Here is a 19,505-nt window from a genome sequence, read left to right on the forward strand (position 1 = left end):
CCTTCACACCCGCCCGGCACCCGGGTCAGGGAGACAGCTCCGCCGCCTCCACATGGCCGAACACCTGCTCCTCGTCCGCCTGGGTCAGCAGATACGCCTGTGCCTCGCCCACGTGGAAGTACATCCCGTGCAGCTCCAGCGCCCCCTTCCGCAGGGCCCGCGCCACCGACTCGTGGGAGCGCAGGTGCTCCAGCTGCTGGACCACGTTGGTCAGGCACAGCTGCTCGACCGCGTCGGCCGGTGCGCGGCCCGCGAGCCGGGCCCACGGGAGGCCGGTGTCGGCCATGCGCTCCAGGCTCGGCAGGCCGTGCCGCAGCCACCGCTTCAGCGGTGTCCTGGCGCCGCCGGGCTCGGAGTTGAGCAGCGCCTGCATCGCCCCGCACCCGGAGTGCCCGCACACCGTGATGGACCGCACCTGCAGCACGTCCACGGCGTACTCGATCGCGGCCGCCACCGAGTCGTCGCCGCTCTCCTCGCCGGGCAGCGGTACGAGGTTGCCCACGTTGCGCACCACGAAGAGGTCGCCGGGACCACTGGAGGTGATCATCGACGTGACGAGCCGCGAGTCCGCGCAGGTGAGGAAGAGCTGCGAGGGCTGCTGCCCCTCTCGGGCCAGCCGGGCCAGCTCACCCCGCACGAGCGGCGCGGTGTTGCGCTGGAAGGCGCTGATACCGCGGGCGAGTTGGCGGCTGCCAGGGCTGCCGGAGCTGCCTGGGCTGCCGGAGCTGCCGGAGCTGCCGCAGCTGTCAGGGCTGCCGGAGCTGTCAGGGTGTCCCGGGCTGTCAGGGTTGCGGGAGTCGTCGGGGCTGTCGGTCGTGCCGGAGCCGTCGACGCGATGGGGGCCGTCGGGGCTGTCGGTCGTGCTGGGGGCGCTCGGTGCCTTTGGCGTGGCGGGAGGGCTCGCGGTCGTGCCGGAGAGCGGGGACCCGCACTGGTGGTTGCGCCAGGGTGTCCAGGGGTGGCAGCGGCAGCCGACGGGGGACGGGGAGGCGGGCTCGGTGCTCACCCCCGCGCGGCGGCCGGTCAGTTCGGCGGAGCCGCCCCGCGCGGTGTGCGTCTTCTGCCAGTCCTGCAGTGACTCGTACGCCGCGTGGTCCATGAACGAACCGTCCAACTCCACCACGGCGTGGGCGCCCTGGGGTACGAGATGCAGGGCCCGGCTGAGCCGCGGCACCGCGAGGAACGTCAACTGGCCTCGGACGTGTACGTGATGGACTCCTTCCTTCTCGTCGTGCGTGATGCGGGTGCGGGCGAGGCGGTGCATGGCGACGGCGACGGCCACGGCGACCCCCAGCGTCACGCCCTCCAGGACGCCGAGGAACACCACGCCGAGTGTGGTGACGGCGTACACCAGCACTTCGCGGTGGCGGGTCACCGTGCGGATGTGGTGCAGGGACACCATCTGGATGCCGACGGCCATCACCAGGGCGGCGAGCGAGGCGAGCGGGATGAGCTCCAGGACCGGGACCATCAGCAGCGCGGCGACTACTACGAGAACGCCGTGCAGCATCGTGGAGTTCCGGCTCACCGCACCCGCGTTCACATTCGCCGAACTCCGCACCGCCACCCCGGCCACCGGCAGCCCGCCGAGCGCGCCGGAGACGATGTTGGCGGCGCCCTGGCCCAGCAGCTCGCGGTCGAGGTCGGAGCGGCCGACGCGGGCACTCAGGCCGGGGCGGGCGGCGATCAGCTTGTCGACGGCGACCGCGCCCAGCAGCGACTGCACACTGCACACCAGCGTGATGGTGAGGACGGCGGCGACGAGGCCGAGCACTGGGCCCTCGGGAAGCCCGGCCAGGGCGTGGCTGCTCCAGGACGGCAGGTCGACCTTGGGCACGGTCAGCCCGGCGAGCGAGGCGGCCGCGGTGGCACCGGCGACGGCGACGAGCGCGGCCGGGACCTTGCGCAGGAGGCGTCCGGCCCGGCCGGGGATCCGGGGCCAGAGCAGCAGCAGGGTCAGGGTCAGCGCGCTCACGGTCACGGCGGCCGGCTGCAGGTTCGCCAACTGGGCGGGCAGCGCGCGGAGGTTGGCGAGGACGGAGCTCTGCGGGGTGCCGCCGAGGACGATGTGCAGCTGGGCGACGGCGATGGTGACGCCGATGCCGGCGAGCATGCCGTGCACGATGGCGGGGCTGACGGCGAGCGCGGTGCGGGCCACGCGCAGGCAACCGAGGCCCAGTTGGGCGAGGCCGGCGAGGACCGTGATCGCGCAGGTCGTCCGCCAGCCGTAGCGGTGGATGAGGTCGGCGGTGACGACGGTGAGGCCGGCGGCGGGGCCGCTGACCTGGAGCGGGCAGCCGCCGAGCAGGCCGGCGACGAGCCCGCCGACGGCCGCGGCGACGAGGCCGGCCTGGAGCGGGGCGCCCGTGGCGAGGGCGATGCCGAGGGACAGGGGCAGGGCGATCAGGAAGACCGCGATGGAGGCCGACACGTCGGCGCCCGCGATGCGGAAGCGGCGGTGCGGGGCCGGTGGCGGACTGTGGGGCTGGTGCATGCGCTCGGTCCGAGTGGGGTCGGTGGCGCGGGTGGGTGCGCAGGCTGACATGTTTCCCGTCTCCTCCGGGGCGGCGCGGTCGCGGAACAGGTGGTCCCCGTCGATGGCGGGGCTTGGGTCGCGGCCGTGGGTCACGGCTTGCAGCGGCGGGATGAATCAACGCTCGGTAAATGGATCGTAATGCAGAGTAAAGGCCAGGCATAGACTTTCCGGGCAAATGGGTTAATGAATCACTCTCCAGGGTGAAGCAGATATTTCATCGGCTTGTCGTACTAATTCCTTCTCGGTCCCGTGCGAACTTGGCGGCGCTGTGGCCCCAGAGTCCTAGAGAAGGAAGAAGGTGGGCGGAAATGGCCGCCACCCAGAGGATCGCCGCCGGTGCCGTGGTAGTCGCGGCCTGTGCCGTCTCACTGGCCGGCTGCGGGATCGGTACCGACGGAGCCAAGACCGGGGCGGCCGGCCCCCAGAAGGCCAAGCCGGCCCAGGCGCCGAAGAGCGTGGTCCGCCTGATCGGCGACGGCTCCACCTCCTACACCGGAGCCCAGCCGCACCTGCCCAGACCGGAGCGGCTCAAGCCCGGCCAGAAGCCCCCGCAGTTCGTCGTCTTCTCGTGGGACGGCGCCGGTGAGGACAGCCAGAAGCTGTTCTCCCACTTCCGCGAGGTGTCCAAGGCCAACCACGCCACGATGACGTACTTCCTCAGCGGCGTGTACATGCTGCCGGAGGACAAGCGCGACCTCTACAAGCCGCCGCAGCACTCGCCGGGCCGCTCCGACATCGGCTTCAACGACGAGCAGGGCATCGCCGACACCGCGAAGCAGCTGCGCCTGGCGTGGCTGGAGGGCAACGAGATCGGCACCCACTTCAACGGCCACTTCTGCGGCAAGGGCGGCGGCGTCGGCGAGTGGTCGGTCGACGACTGGAAGGACGAGATCGCCCAGGCGAAGCAGTTCGTGAAGTCCTGGAAGACCAACGCCGGCATGAAGAAGGCCGCCCCGCTCCCCTTCGACTACGACAAGGAGCTCATCGGCGCCCGCACACCCTGTCTGGAGGGCCAGAAGAACTTCATGAAGGCCGCGAGCCAGATGGGCTTCCGCTACGACACCAGCGGGGTCAACGACCAGCTGTGGCCCAAGAAGAAGGAAGGCCTCTGGGACCTGTCCATGCAGCTCGTGCCCTTCCCCGGGCACTCCTACGAGCAGCTCACCATGGACTACAACTTCATGGTCAACCAGTCCGGCACCCAGACCCAGGGCGACCCCGACAAGTACGAGTACTGGGGCGACCAGATGCGTGACGGCCTGCTCGCGGGCTTCCGCCGGGCCTACGACGGCAACCGCGCGCCCCTGGTCATCGGCAACCACTTCGAGTCCTGGAACGGCGGCACCTACATGCGGGCCGTCGACCAGGTCGTCGAGAACGTCTGCAACAAGCCCGACGTGCGCTGTGTGTCCTTCCACCAGCTGGCCGACTGGCTGGACGCCCAGGACCCGCAGGTCCTGGCGAAGCTGCGCACCCTCAATGTCGGCGAGGCGCCGAAGCAGGGCTGGGCGTCCTTCCTGACGGGCCGCCCGGCCCCGGCGCCGAAGGGCGTGCCCGGAGCGCCGGCCGCCAAGCGGTAGTCCTCGTCACACAGGGGCGACGACACCCTCGCCCAGCACGAACCCGGGGTCGACCTGCGCCGCCAGGTCGGCCCCGGTGCGTTCGTTGCCCCAACTCTGGGCGTTCTTCAGGTGGAAGTGCACCATCTGCTGGGTGTAGCGCTCCCAGTCGCGCAGCTCGTACGTGGCGTCCGCGGCGACCCGAAGCGTGTGCAGGGCACGGTGGTTGGCGTCCTCCAGGAGCTCGAACCGGGGCGGACGGCCCTTCTCCATGGCGCGCACCCAGTCCGAGTGCCCGACGGTCACCAGCAGGTCGTCCCCAACCTCGGCGCGCAGGAAGTCGAGGTCGTCCTGACCCTGCACCTTGTTGCCGACGACTTTGAGCACGACGCCGAAGTCACGGGCGTACTCCTTGTACTGGCGGTAGACGGAGACCCCCTTCCGGGTCGGCTCGGCGACGAGGAACGTGATGTCGAAGCGGGTGAACATGCCGGAGGCGAAGGAGTCCGAGCCCGCCGTCATGTCCACCACGACGTACTCGCCCTGCCCGTCCACCAGGTGGTTCAGGCACAGCTCCACCGCTCCGGTCTTGGAGTGGTAGCAGGCGACCCCCAGGTCGGCGTCGGTGAAGGGGCCGGTGACCATCAAACGGACGGCGCCGCCGTCGAGTTCCACCGGCCGGGCGCAGGCGTCGTAGACCGGATTGGTCTCGCGCACCCGCAGCAGCCGCGAGCCCTCGCCGGGCGGGGTGGTCTTGATCATCGTCGCGGTGGACGGGATGCGCGGGTTGGAGCCGCGCAGGTAGTCCTTGATCAGCGGCAGCCGGTCGCCCATCGCGGGCAGTGCGGCCGCCTCCGCCTCGTCGAGGCCGAGGGCGGGGCCGAGGTGCTGGTTGATGTCCGCGTCGACCGCGACGACCGGTGCCCCGATGGCCGCGAGATGGCGGATGAACAGGGAGGACAGGGTCGTCTTGCCGCTGCCGCCCTTCCCGACGAAAGCAATTTTCATGTTCACGAAGGGTAGTGGGGTGATAGCTGTACGTGGCAGTCGTGCGTGAAGAAGACCACTCATTCGTGGGGCACGCGCGCGTAGTGCGTAATGTCGTACTCATGAGTACGACAGGTGCGACCGCCGATCCGCTCGCGGCGCTGGGTTCGCTGCCCGGGGTGGCCGAGTCCGTGGAGTCCGTGCGCAAGGCCGTGGACCGGGTCTACGGGCACCGGGTCATGCGGCGCCGCAGCAACGAGATCACCTCCGAGGCGGCGCTGCGGGGCGCCCGCGGGTCCGCGGCGCTGTCCGGCTCCGACTGGGCCCTGGAGGAGGTGCGCAGGCGTACCGACTTCAGTGGTGACGAGGACGCGCGCGTGGTGGGCGCGGCGCTGCGGCTGACCGCCGAGGCGGGTCAACTGCTGTCCATCTGGCGGCAGTCGCCGCTGCGGGTCCTGGCCCGGCTGCATCTGGTGGCCGCGGCGACCGACCGGGACGAGGTCGGGCGCCCGCGGCAGGCCGGCGAGCCGGTCGACGAGCCGCTGATCGAGCTGCCGCTGCCGGGCGCGGACGAGGCGCACGGCCGCCTGGAGGGCCTCGCCGAACTGGTCGTCGCGGGCAGCTCCGCGCCCGCCCTGGTGACGGCCGCCGTCGTCCACGGCGAGTTGCTCGCCCTGCGCCCCTTCTCGTCGCACAACGGCCTGGTCGCGCGCACCGCCGAGCGCATCGTCCTGGTCGGCAGCGGCCTGGACCCGAAGTCGGTCTGCCCGGCGGAGGTCGGCCACGCCGAACTCGGCCGCGCGGCCTATCTGGCGGCGCTCGACGGGTACGTGTCCGGCACTCCGGAGGGCATGGCCGCCTGGATCGCCCACTGTGGCCGGGCGGTCGAGCTGGGCGTGCGCGAGTCGACGGCCGTGTGCGAGGCGTTGCAGCGCGGCGCCGCATAGAGATGCGGCGGTACGAGAGTTCGTACCGCCGCTGGCATGCCCACCGGGTTACCAAGCGTCCTCGATATGTTGCCCATCAGGTCGGGAACTTCGCCCGTGACCTGGTGCGGCTGGCCCGTAATCGACGGGTCGACGTCGCGTGGGTGCCCGGCGTTCATGCGCGGTCCGTGGGGCCAAATGCGTTATTAAGGTGATCCTCTCGGATGTCCTTGGTCTCGCGGGCCGTTAACCCCTTTGTACTCCAGGTCCGAAGCAAGCGGAACCCCTGGCTGTACTTCTTTACTTTTAGTCTCAAATTGGTTTCAAACGGACACTGGTGTGTCAGATGGTCGCGGCGCGGCGCCGACTGGCGTACCAGACCAGGCCCGCGGTGGCCGCCGCGGCCCCTATGGCGGCCGCCGCGACAAGGGCCGGGCGGGGCGGTACGGAGAATCCCGGGATGCGCTGCTTGAGCCGTACCGGGCGGTGGAAATCGAGAATCGGCCACCCGCGCGCGAGTGCCTCGCGACGCAGTGCTCGGTCCGGATTCACGGCATGGGGATGTCCGACGGACCGGAGCATCGGCAGATCGGTCACCGAGTCGCTGTAGGCGTAGCAGCGGTCCAGGTCGTACCCCTCGGAGGCGGCCAGTTCCCTGATCGCCTCGGCCTTGGTGGGGCCGTACGCGTAGTACCCCACCTCTCCGGTGAAGCAGCCGTCCTCACCGACCACCATGCGGGTCGCCACCACCCGGTCCGCGCCCAGCAGTTCACCGATCGGCTCGACCACCTCGGCGCCCGAGGTGGACACGATGACGACGTCGCGGCCGGCTGTGTGGTGCTCCTCGATGAGGGAGGCGGCCTCGTCGTAGATGATCGGGTCGATCAGGTCGTGCAGCGTCTCGGCGACGATCTCCTTGACCTGCTGGACGTTCCAGCCGCGGACGAGCTGCGAGAGGTACTCGCGCGTGCGCTCCATCTGGTCGTGGTCCATGCCGCCGACGAGGAACACGAACTGCGTGTACGCGGACCGCAAGGCGGCCCTGCGGTTGATCAGCCCGCCTTGGTAGAACGACTTGCTGAACGTGAGCGTGCTCGACTTCGCAATGACCGTCTTGTCCAGGTCAAAGAAGGCCGCTGTGCGGGGCAAGGAGTGGTTTTCCACGCCCCGAGCATAGGCGCAGCCCATTCGGCGTAAGGTGGGGCGCGTGGGTTTGCCTGAGAGGGCTCTCGGGTACACCATGGAAGTCACGGATCGTTCGCGACCGTGCTAACCCGGTCCGGCTCCTCCCCCCCCGAGTCGGCCGTGGAGACGACCCCCACTCTCCCCCCCGGTGGGGGTCGTCGCATGTCCGGGTGGGTTTTCGCTTCTCCCCTCTCTCCTTGCGCGGTCGTACGACTGTCCCGAGGCGTCCGCGGCCGCCCCTTCTGCATGCACATGATCCGTCACTGTGCGTAGTGATGGCGCTGCTCTGCGGAAGTCGCACAGAGGTCGGTACAGGGCTCACCGGTATGGGTGACGGCGATATTCACAACCGCCGAGTTGTCCACAGTTATCGACCAAGATCCACACGATTTCCGACATCGCTGCACCGTGATTCCAACGCGTCCCGGCCGCGCCGAGTTCATGAGCGGATCCGGTTAGTCGGGTGGGTTTGGCCGGTTCCTATCGGCCGTTCATATGGAGGCCGGTTGCCGGTTCTTCACATGTTTGGGAATCGCGGGGCCGCAGGGGCCCGGCGAGTTGCAGCGAAGGGGGATGGACACCGTGGCCGGAGCCGTCACACAGGAACCACCGCCGGCCGCCTCGGGGCGGCAGGCCGGACCACTGATCGTCACGGAGGACGTCGAGCTGCTCGACGACCTGCTGCGGCTGTGCGCCGCGGCCGGGGCGACACCGGAGGTCCACCACTCGGTGCCGGAGCGCGCGGGCGGCTGGGAGGCCGCGCCGCTCGTCCTGGTCGGCGACGACGCGGCGCGGCGGGTGCGCGGGGCCGCGCGCAGACGGGGAGTGGTGTTGGTCGGCCGCGACCAGGACGACTCCGGGGTGTGGCGCCGGGCCGTCGAGATCGGCGCCGACCACGTCCTGATGCTGCCGGACGGCGAGCAGTGGCTGGTCGACCGGATCGCCGACGTGGCCGAGGGCGTCGGCCGGCCCGCCCTCACCGTCGGCGTCATGGGAGGACGTGGCGGGGCCGGAGCGTCCACGCTCGCGTGCGCCCTCGCCGTCACCTCCGCGCGTGAGGGGCTGCGCACCCTGCTCGTGGACGCCGATCCGCTGGGCGGCGGACTCGACGTACTCCTCGGCGGCGAGACCGCGGAGGGCCTGCGCTGGCCCGCCTTCGCGGCCTCCCGGGGCCGGGTCGGCGGCGGCGCGCTGGAGGAGTCCCTGCCCGAGCTGCACTCGCTGCGGGTGCTCAGCTGGGACCGCGGCGACCGCATCGCCGTACCCGCGCAGGCCGTGCGGGCGGTGCTCGCGGCGGCCAGACGGCGCGGCGGCACGGTCGTGGTCGACCTCCCGCGCCGTATCGATGACGGGGTCGCCGAGGCGCTCGCCCAGCTCGACCTCGGGGTCCTCGTGGTCCCCGGCGAGCTGCGCGCCGTCGCAGCAGCCGGGCGGGTGGCGTCCGCCGTGGGGATGGTGGTGCGGGACCTGCGGGTGGCGGTACGCGGGCCGTACGCCCCCGGGCTCGACGACCGCGAGGTGGCCCGGCTGCTCGGACTGCCGCTCGCCGGCGAGGTGCCCGTCGAGGCGGGGCTGGCGCGACCGGGGGAGGGCAAGGTGCCGCCCGGGGCCGGGCGGGGGCCGCTGGCGCGCTTCTGCAGGGAGTTCTGGGAGCGGGCGCTGCTGGAAGCGGGTGCGGCATGAGCGCGCCCGACGGGCTTCTCGACGGCGTACGGCAGTGGCTCGTCGAAAGCGGGGCGGAGCCCACCCCCGCGCGCGTGGCGCAGGCGCTGCGCGAACAGGGCCGGGTGCTCGGTGACGCGGAAGTGCTCGGAGCGGCGCGGCAGTTGCGCTCCGAGCTGGTCGGCAGCGGCCCCCTGGAGCCGCTCCTCGCCGACCCGTCGGTGACCGACGTACTGGTGTCGGCACCCGACCGGGTGTGGGTGGACCGGGGCGGCGGCCTGGAGCTGACCGCCGTCTCCTTCCCGGACGCGGCAGCGGTACGACGCCTCGCGCAGCGCCTGGCCGCCGTGGCCGGACGCCGCCTGGACGACGCCCGCCCCTGGGCCGACGCCCGGCTGCCCGACGGGACCCGGCTGCACGCGGTGCTGCCACCGGTGGCCGTGGGCTGCACCTGCCTGTCCCTGCGAGTGGTACGACCGCGGGCCTTCACGCTCGCCGAACTGGTCGCGGCGGGAACGGTGCCGCCGGGCGGGGACCGCGTCCTGCGAGCACTGCTCGACGCCCGCCTGTCCTTCCTGATCAGCGGCGGAACCGGCAGCGGCAAGACGACGCTGCTGAGCGCGCTGCTCGGGCTGGTCGGCCCGGGGGAGCGGATCGTGCTCGCCGAGGACTCGGCGGAGCTGCGGCCGGACCATCCACACGTCGTACGGCTGGAGTCGAGACCGGCAAACCAGGAGGGCGCGGGCCTGGTCACGCTGCAGGACCTGGTGCGGCAGGCGCTGCGGATGCGGCCGGACCGGCTGGTCGTGGGTGAGGTGCGCGGGCCCGAAGTGGTCCATCTGCTGGCCGCGTTGAACACCGGCCACGAAGGGGGCTGCGGCACGGTCCACGCCAACGCCGCCGCCGACGTACCGGCCCGCCTGGAGGCGCTCGGCACGGCGGCCGGCCTCGACCGGGCCGCGCTGCACAGCCAGTTGGCGGCAGCTCTGTCGGTGGTCCTGCATCTCGTACGGGACCGGTCCGGGCGTCGGCGGATCGCCGAGGTGCATGTGCTGGAACGGGACCCGGCGGGGCTGGTGCGGACGGTGCCGGCGCTGCGGTGGGGCGCGGAGGCCTTCGCCTACGAGCGGGGGTGGGAGCGGCTGCGGGGGCTGCTTCGGGGCGAGTTCTTCGAAGGGGGACGACATGGGTGAGACGGCGATGGGGGCGGCTGTGCTGTGCGTCGGGGCCGCGGTTCTGCTGCTCGGCGGGTGGCACTCGGGGGCCCGGCGGGCGGAGTTGATGCTCGCGGGCGGAGGGGAGGTCGGGAGCGGGCCCCCTTCCTGGCAGGAGACGGTCCGGAAACTGCGGCGGGTCCGGGGCAGGTTGAGGCCCGAATGGTGGGCGGTGGCCGCCGGGCTGGTGCTGGCGGTGCTGGGCGCGTCGGTGGTGCCGGTCGTCGCGGGGGCGGCCGGAGTGCCGGTGCTGCGACGGTTGCGGCTGGCCGGGGAGGCTCGGCGGGCCCGGGAGCGGCGCGCGGACGCGGTGATCGCGCTGTGCGGGGCGGTCGCCGGGGAGGTGCGGGCCGGCCGGCAGCCGGAGGAGGCGCTGCTGCGGGCCGCACGGGACTCCGACGGGCTCGGGGAGGCGCAGGCGGCGGTGCTGGCGGCGGCCCGGTTCGGCGGCGACGTCCCCGGCGCGCTCGCCGGGGCGGCACGGCAGCCGGGCGCCGAAGGACTCTCGGGCCTCGCGGCGTGCTGGCGGGTGGCGGTCGACCAGGGCGCGGGCCTCGCGGCCGGCCTCGACCGACTGGCGGCGGCACTGCGGGCGGAACGGGACCAACGGGCCGATCTGCGCGCGCAGTTGGCAGGCGCCCGATCGACGGCACTGATGCTCGCGGCCCTGCCGGCGGTGGGCCTGCTGCTCGGCGCGGCACTGGGGGCCGACCCGCTGCATGTCCTGCTGCATACGGGGGCGGGGATGGGGTGCCTGCTGGTCGGGGGGCTGCTGGAGGGGTTGGGGGTGTGGTGGGCGATGCGGATCGTGCGGGGGCGGAGGCGGTGTGAGGACGGGGGTGCGCGAGTGGGCCGGGGTGAGCGCGGCGGGACTTGGGTGGGCCGGGCCTAGGCGGGCGCGGCGGCGGGACTTCGGGGGGTCGAGGTGGGCGCGCGGCGGCGGGACTTGGGCGGGTCGAGGTGGGCTGGCCGGTCTGGGGCGACGGGCTGAGGTCGGCGACGCGGTGGGAGTTGGGCGGCGAGCTGGCGTGAGGTCGGCGAGGGCGGGAGGTACTGGGCGCGCGGGCGGCGCAAGGCCGATGGGCTGGGCATGCGGGCGGCGAAGGCCCGATGGGCTGGGCACGCGGCGGCGCGAGGCCGATGGGCTGGGCACGCGGCGGAGCGAGGCCGATGGGCTGCGGTCGGTGTGGTTGTGGTGAGGGTCGGACGGGTTGAGGAAAGGGGTCGTTGTGAGTGCGGAAGTTGTCCACAGGCTGGGGGTGGGCGTGGGGGTGTTGCTGGCCCTCGCCTGGCTGCTTCGGTGGGTGGAAGGGGTGCGGCGGGAGCGGAGGGTTCGGCGGCGGCTGGCCGAGTTGGTGGCGCTTGCCGAGGTGACGGCGGCCGGTCGGCGGGCCGAGGGGATTCAGGCCGCACGGCGGTGGGCGCCTCTCGCGGGCGTGGTGGGTGCCGGGTGGGTGTTGGTCGGTGGGATCGGTGGCGTGATCGTCGGACTGGCCTGCGCGGTCGGGCTCTGGCGGTGGCGGCGTAAGCAGGCTGACGCGGTCGTCGCGGGTGCGGTCGACTCCGGTGAGGCGGCTCGGCAACTTCCGCTTGCAGCCGATCTGCTGGCCGCCTGTATCGCCGCGGGGGCCGGTTTGGTGGTCGCCGCTCAGGCCGTGGGCGAGGCGCTCGGCGGTCCCGTCGGGGACGCGTTGGCGCGGGGCGCGGCCGAGGTGCGGCTGGGCGGTGAACCGGGCGAGGCCTGGCGGAGGTTGGCCGCGCTGCCGGGGGCCGGGGCCCTGGCCCGGCTACTGGAGCGGGCCGGTGTGTCGGGGCTCCCGGCCGCGGGACCGGTGGCCCGGCTGGCCGGCGAGGCCCGGGCCGACTGGGGGCGCGCGGCGACGGCACGGGCACGGCGGGCGGCCGTCACGGTCACCGTCCCGGTGGGGCTGTGCTTCCTGCCCGCCTTCATCGCGGTCGGCGTACTGCCCGTGGTGATCGGGCTCGCTGGCGGCGTGCTGGGAGGGGGTGCCGGATGACGACACGGGGCTGAACGGGCAGCGGACGACGACTCGACGACGAAATCCAACGGAACGGAACCTCACGGGGGTTGAGATGTACAAGGCGGTACGGGCGCGGCTGCGTGCCCTGGTGTGCAGGGTGCGGGCGGCACGGAGGGACGCGGGGATGGTCACCTCCGAGTACGCGATGGGGATCGTGGCGGCGGTGGCGTTCGCGGTGGTCCTCTACAAGGTGGTGACGAGCGGGGCCGTCAGCGCGGAGCTGGAGGACATCGTGAGGCGGGCGCTCGATGGGCCGGTGTGAGCGAGGCACGGACCGGGGGTTCGTGACGGCGGAGTCGGCGGTGGTGCTGCCCGTGCTGGTGATGTTCGCGACGGCGCTGGTGTGGGGGCTGCTGGTGGTGGCCGCGCAGATCCAGTGCGTGGACGCGGCGAGGACGGGGGCCCGGGCGGCGGCCCGTCAGGATCCGGCCGACGCGGTCGTGGAGGCGACCAGGCGGGCGGCACCGCGTGGCGCGAAGGTCACGGTCAGCAGGGAGGGCGACCAGGTCCGGGTGACGGTCACGGCGAGACCACCGGCCCTGCACGCGCTGCCCTTCGAGGTACGGGAGGAGGCCGTGGCGTCGGCGGAGGAGACGGTGGGGGTGAGGGTGCCGTGAGGGGCGCGGCTTCGGGACCCCGCTGGACGACCGCGCCTCGCGGAGGCCGACGTATCGCCTCCTCATGGCGGACCGACCGCGCCGCTTCCTCATGGCGTGCCGGTCGCGTCGACCGCGTCGCCTCCCGATGGCGTTCCGACCGAGGCTCCGCCACCGTCTGGAGCCTCGGTGCGATCGCCGTGCTGTGTGTGGTCTTCGGGATCGTGCTCGCGCTGGGGCAGGCCGTGGTGGTCCGGCACCGGGCCGCCGGCGGTGCGGATCTCGCGGCGCTCGCCGCGGCGGACCACTGGGCGGACGGGAGTACGGCGGCGTGCGCCCGGGCCGGCCGGGTGGCTCAGGCGCAGGGCGTGCGGCTGGTGCGGTGCGTGGTCGTGGGCGAGATCTCGGACGTGACGGCGGCGTCGGGCCGGGGCCCGTTCGCGGCGGAGGTCAGGGCACGGGCGGGACCCGCGGGGCCGGATCCGGCGTCGGCCCCACCTCCTCCGGGCCCCCTCCGGACGGCGCCACCTGCACCGACGGCTCCCTGACGCCCTCCCCGGGCTCGCCCGGAACCGACGGCCCCCCGTCCTTCTCCTCCGGCGCCCCCCGCAAGAGCACCGTCAGCAGCCGCACCGCCCCCCGCTTGTGCAGTGGGTCGTTGCCGTTGCCGCACTTGGGGGACTGGATGCAGGACGGGCAGCCGGCCTCGCACTCGCAGGAGGCGATGGCCTCGCGGGTGGCCGTCAGCCAGGTGCGGGCCGTGTGGAAGGCGCGCTCAGCGAAGCCCGCGCCGCCCGGGTGGCCGTCGTACACGAAGACCGTGGGGAGGAGGGTGTCGGGGTGGAGCGGGATCGAGACGCCTCCGATGTCCCAGCGGTCGCAGGTAGCGAAGAGCGGGAGGAGGCCGATCGAGGCGTGCTCGGCGGCGTGCAGGGCGCCGCCGAGGATCTCGGGGTTGACGCGGGCCTCGTCGAGCTGGTCCTCGGTGACCGTCCACCACACCGCGCGGGTGCGCAGCGTGCGGGCGGGGAGGTCGAGCTTCGTCTCGCCCAGTACCTCGCCGGTGATGAGCCGGCGGCGCAGGAAGGAGACCACCTGGTTGGTGACCTCGACGGAGCCGTAGCACAACCGGCCCTCGCCCCAGGGGACTTCGACGTCCGTCTCCAGGACGGAGATGGCGGTCGTGTCGCGGGCGACCGTTGAATAGGAGGGGTTCGCCTCCTCCACCAGGGCCACCGAGTCCTCCAGGTCCAGGGACCGGACGAGATACGTGCGGCCCTGGTGGAGGTGGACCGCGCCCTCGTGGACGGTCGTGTGCGCCGCGCCCGCGTCGACCGTGCCGAGCAGGCGGCCCGTGCCGGACTCGACGATCTGGACCGGACGCCCGCCCTCGCCGCGGATGTCGGTGAGGTCGGCGGCCCGTTCCCGGCGCGTCCAGTGCCAGGCCTTCGTACGGCGGCGCAGCAGCTTCGCGGCCTCCAGCTGGCCCAGCAGGTCCTCCGTGGCGGGGCCGAAGAGGTCCAGGTCCTCGTCCGTCAAGGGCAACTCCGCCGCCGCCGCGCACAGGTGCGGGGCGAGGACGTACGGGTTGTCGGGGTCGAGGACCGTGGACTCCACCGGCTGGTCGAAGAGGGCCTCGGGGTGGTGGACCAGGAAGGTGTCCAGGGGGTCGTCGCGGGCCACCAGGACGGCGAGGGCGCCCTGTCCGGCCCGGCCGGCGCGGCCCGCCTGCTGCCACAGGGACGCGCGCGTGCCCGGGTAGCCGGCGATCACCACCGCGTCCAGGCCGGAGACGTCGATGCCGAGTTCGAGGGCGGTGGTGGCGGCGAGGCCCAGCAACTCGCCGGAGTGGAGGGCCTGTTCGAGGGCGCGGCGCTCCTCGGGGAGGTAGCCGCCGCGGTATGCCGCCACGCGCCGGGCCAGGGAGCGGTCGACCTCGGCGAGGCGTTCCTGGGCGATCACCGAGATCAGCTCGGCGCCGCGCCGGGAGCGGACGAAGGCCACCGAGCGCACGCCCTGCACGGTCAGGTCGGTGAGGAGGTCGGCGGTCTCCGCCGTGGCCGTGCGGCGGACCGGCGCGCCCTTCTCGCCCTGCAGCTCGGTGAGCGGGGGCTCCCAGAGGGCGAACACCAGTTCACCGCGTGGAGAGGCGTCGTCGGCGACCTCCACCACCGGGAGGCCGGTGAGGCGGCGCGCGGCGACGGCCGGGTCGGCGGCGGTCGCGGAGGCCAGGAGGAAGACCGGGGAGGCCCCGTAGCGGGCGCAGAGGCGGCGCAGGCGGCGGAGCACCTGGGCGACGTGGGAGCCGAAGACGCCCCGGTAGGTGTGGCACTCGTCGATGACGACGTACTTCAGGGCCTTCAGGAAGGAGGACCAGCGGGAGTGGGACGGGAGTATGCCCCGGTGCAGCATGTCCGGGTTGGTCAGCACGTAGTTGGCGTACTGGCGGACCCACTCGCGTTCCTCGAACGGGGTGTCGCCGTCGTACACCGCGGGGCGTACCGCATTTCCCAGAGGTTGTGAAAGTTCCTTCACGGATCTGCGCTGGTCGGCCCCGAGCGCCTTGGTGGGGGCCAGGTAGAGAGCCGTGGCGCCGCGGCCGTTCGGGGCCTCGGAGCCGTCCAGGAGCGTGGAGAGGACGGGCACGAGATACGCGAGGGACTTGCCGGACGCGGTGCCGGTCGCGACGACCACCGAGTCGCCGTCCAGCGCGTGCTCGGCGGCGAGCGCCTGGTGGGCCCAGGGGTGCTCGATGCCGCACTCCTGGACGGCGGCGACGACCTCCGAACGAATCCGGTCAGGCCAGACGGCATGGCGGCCCGCGCGCGGGGGCAAGTGCTCCGTATGAGTGATGCGCGAAGCCCGGCTCGGCCCGGAGGCGAGCCGGCCCAGGACCGTGCCCGGCGCGAGCCGGGAGACGGGGTCCGTCGGGGATCGATCGGATCGGTGATTCTTGGCCATCGGCACCGAGTGTGTCACTGGCGTGACGGACAATGGGACCAAGGCGTCGTGCACGCCTGCCGTAAGTGATTGAATGCCATCGCGGCTGGCGAACCGTTCCGGGGGCTCTGCCGAGGTGTCCCGAGGGGCGACCGCTCGAGTAGCAAGGTGCTGGAGGATCCGTGGACCTGTCCCTGTCGACCCGTACCGTCGGCGATCGTACGGTCGTCGAGGTCGGTGGCGAAATCGACGTATATACCGCGCCCAAGCTGCGTGAGCAGCTGGTCGAGCTGGTGAACGACGGGAGTTTCCACCTCGTCGTCGACATGGAGGGCGTCGACTTCCTCGACTCCACCGGGCTCGGCGTGCTGGTCGGCGGCCTGAAGCGCGTGCGTGCCCACGAGGGCTCGCTGCGCCTGGTCTGCAACCAGGAGCGCATTCTGAAGATCTTCCGCATCACCGGCCTCACCAAGGTGTTCCCGATCCACACCTCGGTCGAGGAAGCGGTGGCGGCGACCGACTGACCGACTGATCGACCGGCCCACAGGGAGCGGGACAGGACCGCTCCGGGTCGGAAGACGGTTGGAAGAAGGACGGAAGCAGTACCAACAGGGGGTCCGGGCTTTCGGCGGCCCGGTCCCCCGACAGCACGCCCGTAGTTCCGAGGGGGATGCATGGCCACCGTTGAACTCCGCTTCAGCGCGCTGCCCGAGCACGTCAGGACCGCACGGCTGGTGGCGGCGGCGGTGGCGCGCAGGGCCGGAGTGGACGAGGCCGTCCTCGACGAAGTCAGACTCGCCGTCGGCGAGGCCTGCACGCGGGCCGTGGGACTGCACCAGAACGCCGGCATCACCGCGCCGGTCAAGGTGCAGCTGATCGAGGAGGAGAAGCAGTTCTCCATCGAGGTCGGCGACGAGGCGCCGCGTATCGCCCCGGGAGACCGGGCGCCGGGCGCGGCGGGCGACGACCTGGAGGCCGAGGAGGACGAGATGGGCCTCGCGGTCATCAGCGGCCTCGTCGACGACGTCGAGGTCACCGCCGGGGAGAACGGCGGGCAGATCCGGATGACCTGGCCCACCGCCCCGCCCAGCGCGGTGCTTCCCTGAGCCCCACCACTGAACGTCTGTACCCGAAGGGCCCTACCTCGTAGGGCCCTTCGGCATGTCGGCGCACTGGAGCGCGCACCTACATTGGTCAGGTGCGATGGATTTCGTGAATTCCTTCACGATCAATCACCGGATAATTCGATCAAGTAAATGTCGGCGTCAATGGCTTTGAGGCATTACCACTTTCGGGTTCTGTGGCGTGACGTCGATCATTTGCTGAAGAGCATGTGAAGGCCAATTCCGTTTACCGTGGACTGTTTTGATCAGCATGCGGTACCTAGAATCCGTCCACATCTTGAGCTCAGCACAGGCGTCAAGGAGGACGAATGGCGGGGCTTTCTACCCCTCATCAGTTTGACCACCCCACAACCTTCGCAGCCGCAGTCCTGACCGACGACAACCGGATCATCGTGATGGTCATCGGGCTCGTCGCGCTGGCTGCCCTCGTGGTCGCGGGTGTCCTGGTGCGCCAGGTACTCGCGGCGGGCGAGGGCACCGACAGCATGAAGCAGATCGCGGGAGCCGTGCAGGAAGGCGCCAACGCCTATCTGGCCCGGCAACTGCGCACGCTCGGCGTATTCGCCGTGGTCGTGTTCTTCCTGCTCATGCTGCTGCCCGCGGACGACTGGAATCAGCGGGCAGGCCGATCGATCTTCTTCCTGATCGGCGCGGCGTTCTCGGCGGCCACCGGTTATATCGGCATGTGGCTGGCAGTGCGCAGCAATGTGCGTGTCGCGGCGGCGGCACGGGAAGCGACCCCGGCGGAGGGTGAGCCGGAAAAGGATCTCACCGCCGTCTCGCACAAAGCAATGAAGATCGCTTTCCGTACGGGCGGCGTCGTCGGCATGTTCACGGTGGGGCTCGGTCTGCTGGGCGCCTCGTGCGTGGTGCTGGTGTACGCGGCCGACGCGCCGAAGGTGCTCGAAGGCTTCGGCCTCGGCGCCGCCCTCATCGCGATGTTCATGCGTGTCGGCGGCGGCATCTTCACCAAGGCCGCCGACGTCGGCGCCGACCTGGTCGGCAAGGTCGAGCAGGGCATTCCGGAGGACGACCCGCGCAATGCCGCGACCATCGCCGACAACGTGGGCGACAACGTCGGCGACTGCGCGGGCATGGCGGCCGACCTCTTCGAGTCGTACGCCGTGACCCTGGTCGCCGCGCTGATCCTCGGCAAGGCGGCCTTCGGCGACTCCGGACTCGCCTTCCCGCTGATCGTGCCCGCGATCGGCGTGATCACCGCCATGATCGGCATCTTCGCCGTGGCCCCGCGCCGTGCGGACCGCAGCGGGATGTCGGCCATCAACCGCGGTTTCTTCATCTCCGCGGTGATCTCGCTCGCGCTGGTGGCGGCGGCCGTCTTCATCTATCTCCCGTCCACGTACGCGGACCTCGACGGCGTCACCGATGCCGCCATCAAGGCCAAGGACGGCGACCCGCGGATCCTCGCGGTGGTCGCGGTGGGCATCGGCATCCTGCTGGCGGCGGTCATCCAGCAGCTGACCGGCTACTTCACCGAGACCAACCGCCGCCCTGTCATGGACATCGGCAAGACTTCGCTGACCGGCCCGGCCACCGTCGTCCTCGCCGGTATCTCGGTGGGTCTGGAATCGGCCGTCTACACCGCCCTGCTGATCGGCCTCAGCGTCTACGGCGCCTTCCTGCTCGGCGGTACGTCGATCATGCTGGCGCTGTTCGCGGTGGCCCTGGCCGGCACCGGCCTGCTCACCACGGTCGGCGTGATCGTCGCCATGGACACCTTCGGCCCGGTCTCCGACAACGCGCAGGGCATCGCCGAGATGTCCGGCGACGTCGAGGGCGCCGGCGCCCAGGTGCTCACCAACCTGGACGCGGTCGGCAACACGACCAAGGCCATCACCAAGGGCATCGCCATCGCCACCGCCGTCCTGGCGGCGTCGGCGCTCTTCGGGTCGTACCGTGACGCGATCACGACGAACGTGCACGACGTCGGCGAGAAACTCACCGGCGCGGGCGCGCCGCTGAGCCTCTCGATGGACATCTCGCAGCCCAACAACCTCGTCGGCCTCATCGCCGGCGCGGCGGTCGTCTTCCTCTTCTCGGGGCTGGCGATCAACGCGGTGTCGCGGTCGGCGGGTTCGGTGGTGTACGAGGTGCGCCGGCAGTTCCGCGAGAAGCCCGGGATCATGGACTTCACGGAGAAGCCGGAGTACGGCAAGGTCGTCGACATCTGCACCAAGGACGCCCTCAGGGAGCTCACCACGCCGGGTCTGCTGGCGGTCATGGCGCCCATCGCCATCGGGTTCACGCTCGGTGTCGGCGCCCTCGGCTCGTACCTGGCCGGCGCGATCGGCACGGGCACGCTGATGGCGGTGTTCCTCGCCAACTCCGGTGGCGCGTGGGACAACGCCAAGAAGCTCGTCGAGGACGGTCACCACGGCGGCAAGGGCAGCGAGGCCCACGCCGCGACGGTGATCGGCGACACGGTCGGCGACCCCTTCAAGGACACCGCCGGGCCCGCGATCAACCCGCTGCTGAAGGTCATGAACCTGGTCTCGCTGCTCATCGCGCCCGCGGTGATCAAGTTCTCCTACGGCGACGACAAGAACCTCGGCGTTCGGATCGCGATCGCGATCGTCGCGCTGATCGTCATCGTCGGGGCGGTCTACGTCTCCAAGCGGCGCGGAATCGCCGTCGGCGACGAGGAGGGCAAGAACGAGCGGGTGGCCAATTCGACGGACCCCGCGGTGGTTTCGTAGACGGTCTTACGACACCC

General features: G+C 71.9%; 16 protein-coding genes. 12 read left to right on the forward strand and 4 right to left on the reverse strand.

The window, feature by feature from the left end; genetic code table 11:
• Positions 1–25: 25 nt before the first annotated feature.
• Positions 26–2,545, reverse strand: coding sequence for a bifunctional SulP family inorganic anion transporter/carbonic anhydrase (locus tag MQP27_RS47215; protein WP_242777543.1), 2,520 nt, complete (start codon positions 2,543–2,545; stop codon positions 26–28).
• Positions 2,546–2,844: 299 nt separating this feature from the next.
• Here MQP27_RS47215 and MQP27_RS47220 point away from each other — a divergent pair, with 299 nt between their 5' ends.
• The gene (locus tag MQP27_RS47220) at positions 2,845–4,116 is read left to right on the forward strand and encodes a polysaccharide deacetylase family protein (RefSeq protein ID WP_242777545.1); all 1,272 of its coding nucleotides are present in this window, start codon (positions 2,845–2,847) and stop codon (positions 4,114–4,116) included.
• 6 nt (positions 4,117–4,122) lie between these two features.
• Here MQP27_RS47220 and MQP27_RS47225 read toward each other — a convergent pair whose 3' ends face one another.
• Positions 4,123–5,103: an ATP-binding protein gene (locus MQP27_RS47225; protein ID WP_242777547.1), complete on the reverse strand. Its 981-nt coding sequence runs from the start codon at positions 5,101–5,103 to the stop codon at positions 4,123–4,125.
• Positions 5,104–5,204: 101 nt separating this feature from the next.
• Between MQP27_RS47225 and MQP27_RS47230 the strand changes: the two genes are divergently transcribed.
• Positions 5,205–6,029 (forward strand): Fic family protein, encoded by an 825-nt coding sequence (locus MQP27_RS47230; protein WP_242777549.1) that lies wholly within the window; start codon positions 5,205–5,207, stop codon positions 6,027–6,029.
• Positions 6,030–6,350: 321 nt separating this feature from the next.
• Here MQP27_RS47230 and MQP27_RS47235 read toward each other — a convergent pair whose 3' ends face one another.
• Positions 6,351–7,196, reverse strand: coding sequence for an HAD family hydrolase (locus MQP27_RS47235; RefSeq protein WP_242777551.1), 846 nt, complete (start codon positions 7,194–7,196; stop codon positions 6,351–6,353).
• A 570-nt stretch (positions 7,197–7,766) separates the two neighbouring features.
• Between MQP27_RS47235 and ssd the strand changes: the two genes are divergently transcribed.
• From ssd to MQP27_RS47270, 7 genes are all read left to right on the forward strand, one after another.
• Entirely contained in the window at positions 7,767–8,876 is a 1,110-nt protein-coding gene (gene ssd, locus MQP27_RS47240) for a septum site-determining protein Ssd (RefSeq protein WP_278197343.1), read from the forward strand.
• The gene (locus MQP27_RS47245; protein WP_242777555.1) at positions 8,873–10,048 is read left to right on the forward strand and encodes a TadA family conjugal transfer-associated ATPase; all 1,176 of its coding nucleotides are present in this window, start codon (positions 8,873–8,875) and stop codon (positions 10,046–10,048) included. Before ssd ends, MQP27_RS47245 begins: the two co-directional genes overlap by 4 nt.
• Positions 10,041–10,961 carry a type II secretion system F family protein gene (locus tag MQP27_RS47250; RefSeq protein WP_242777557.1) on the forward strand — a complete coding sequence of 307 codons (921 nt, stop codon included), beginning with the start codon at positions 10,041–10,043 and terminating at the stop codon, positions 10,959–10,961. The genes MQP27_RS47245 and MQP27_RS47250 overlap by 8 nt, the downstream gene beginning before the upstream one ends.
• 337 nt (positions 10,962–11,298) lie before the next feature.
• Positions 11,299–12,087, forward strand: coding sequence for a type II secretion system F family protein (locus MQP27_RS47255; RefSeq protein ID WP_242777560.1), 789 nt, complete (start codon positions 11,299–11,301; stop codon positions 12,085–12,087).
• Between the two features lie 76 nt (positions 12,088–12,163).
• The gene (locus MQP27_RS47260; RefSeq protein ID WP_242777562.1) at positions 12,164–12,373 is read left to right on the forward strand and encodes a DUF4244 domain-containing protein; all 210 of its coding nucleotides are present in this window, start codon (positions 12,164–12,166) and stop codon (positions 12,371–12,373) included.
• Positions 12,360–12,728: a TadE family type IV pilus minor pilin gene (locus MQP27_RS47265; RefSeq protein WP_242777564.1), complete on the forward strand. Its 369-nt coding sequence runs from the start codon at positions 12,360–12,362 to the stop codon at positions 12,726–12,728. The genes MQP27_RS47260 and MQP27_RS47265 overlap by 14 nt, the downstream gene beginning before the upstream one ends.
• Positions 12,729–12,781: 53 nt before the next feature.
• Positions 12,782–13,255 (forward strand): Rv3654c family TadE-like protein, encoded by a 474-nt coding sequence (locus MQP27_RS47270; protein ID WP_372511468.1) that lies wholly within the window; start codon positions 12,782–12,784, stop codon positions 13,253–13,255.
• On the opposite strand, the gene sftH is transcribed toward MQP27_RS47270, so the two are convergent.
• On the reverse strand, positions 13,158–15,668 hold the full coding sequence (sftH, locus tag MQP27_RS47275; protein WP_242777566.1) for a DEAD/DEAH box helicase: 2,511 nt from the start codon (positions 15,666–15,668) through the stop codon (positions 13,158–13,160). The two genes, MQP27_RS47270 and sftH, sit on opposite strands and share 98 nt — an antisense overlap.
• A 161-nt stretch (positions 15,669–15,829) precedes the next feature.
• Here sftH and bldG point away from each other — a divergent pair, with 161 nt between their 5' ends.
• From bldG to MQP27_RS47290, 3 genes are all read left to right on the forward strand, one after another.
• Complete coding sequence (bldG, locus tag MQP27_RS47280) at positions 15,830–16,171, forward strand: anti-sigma factor antagonist BldG (protein ID WP_003975386.1); 342 nt, start codon at positions 15,830–15,832, stop codon at positions 16,169–16,171.
• Between the two features lie 150 nt (positions 16,172–16,321).
• The gene (locus tag MQP27_RS47285) at positions 16,322–16,753 is read left to right on the forward strand and encodes an ATP-binding protein (RefSeq protein ID WP_242777568.1); all 432 of its coding nucleotides are present in this window, start codon (positions 16,322–16,324) and stop codon (positions 16,751–16,753) included.
• Positions 16,754–17,079: 326 nt separating this feature from the next.
• Entirely contained in the window at positions 17,080–19,488 is a 2,409-nt protein-coding gene (locus MQP27_RS47290; protein ID WP_242777570.1) for a sodium-translocating pyrophosphatase, read from the forward strand.
• The last annotated feature ends 17 nt before the right edge of the window (positions 19,489–19,505 follow it).

The organism is Streptomyces cylindrosporus (genome assembly GCF_022698165.1).
Lineage (GTDB): Bacteria > Actinomycetota > Actinomycetes > Streptomycetales > Streptomycetaceae > Streptomyces > Streptomyces cylindrosporus.

Coding starts and splice junctions, on each gene's coding strand:
- MQP27_RS47290 (WP_242777570.1), top strand. CDS start 17,080: ATGGCGGGGCTTTCTACCCCTCATCAGTTTGACCACCCCACAACCTTC.
- MQP27_RS47250 (WP_242777557.1), top strand. CDS start 10,041: ATGGGTGAGACGGCGATGGGGGCGGCTGTGCTGTGCGTCGGGGCCGCG.
- MQP27_RS47260 (WP_242777562.1), top strand. CDS start 12,164: ATGTACAAGGCGGTACGGGCGCGGCTGCGTGCCCTGGTGTGCAGGGTG.
- MQP27_RS47220 (WP_242777545.1), top strand. CDS start 2,845: ATGGCCGCCACCCAGAGGATCGCCGCCGGTGCCGTGGTAGTCGCGGCC.
- MQP27_RS47225 (WP_242777547.1), bottom strand. CDS start 5,103: ATGAAAATTGCTTTCGTCGGGAAGGGCGGCAGCGGCAAGACGACCCTG.
- MQP27_RS47230 (WP_242777549.1), top strand. CDS start 5,205: ATGAGTACGACAGGTGCGACCGCCGATCCGCTCGCGGCGCTGGGTTCG.
- MQP27_RS47265 (WP_242777564.1), top strand. CDS start 12,360: ATGGGCCGGTGTGAGCGAGGCACGGACCGGGGGTTCGTGACGGCGGAG.
- MQP27_RS47245 (WP_242777555.1), top strand. CDS start 8,873: ATGAGCGCGCCCGACGGGCTTCTCGACGGCGTACGGCAGTGGCTCGTC.
- sftH (WP_242777566.1), bottom strand. CDS start 15,668: ATGGCCAAGAATCACCGATCCGATCGATCCCCGACGGACCCCGTCTCC.
- MQP27_RS47285 (WP_242777568.1), top strand. CDS start 16,322: ATGGCCACCGTTGAACTCCGCTTCAGCGCGCTGCCCGAGCACGTCAGG.
- MQP27_RS47215 (WP_242777543.1), bottom strand. CDS start 2,545: ATGTCAGCCTGCGCACCCACCCGCGCCACCGACCCCACTCGGACCGAG.
- MQP27_RS47235 (WP_242777551.1), bottom strand. CDS start 7,196: ATGGGCTGCGCCTATGCTCGGGGCGTGGAAAACCACTCCTTGCCCCGC.
- ssd (WP_278197343.1), top strand. CDS start 7,767: ATGGACACCGTGGCCGGAGCCGTCACACAGGAACCACCGCCGGCCGCC.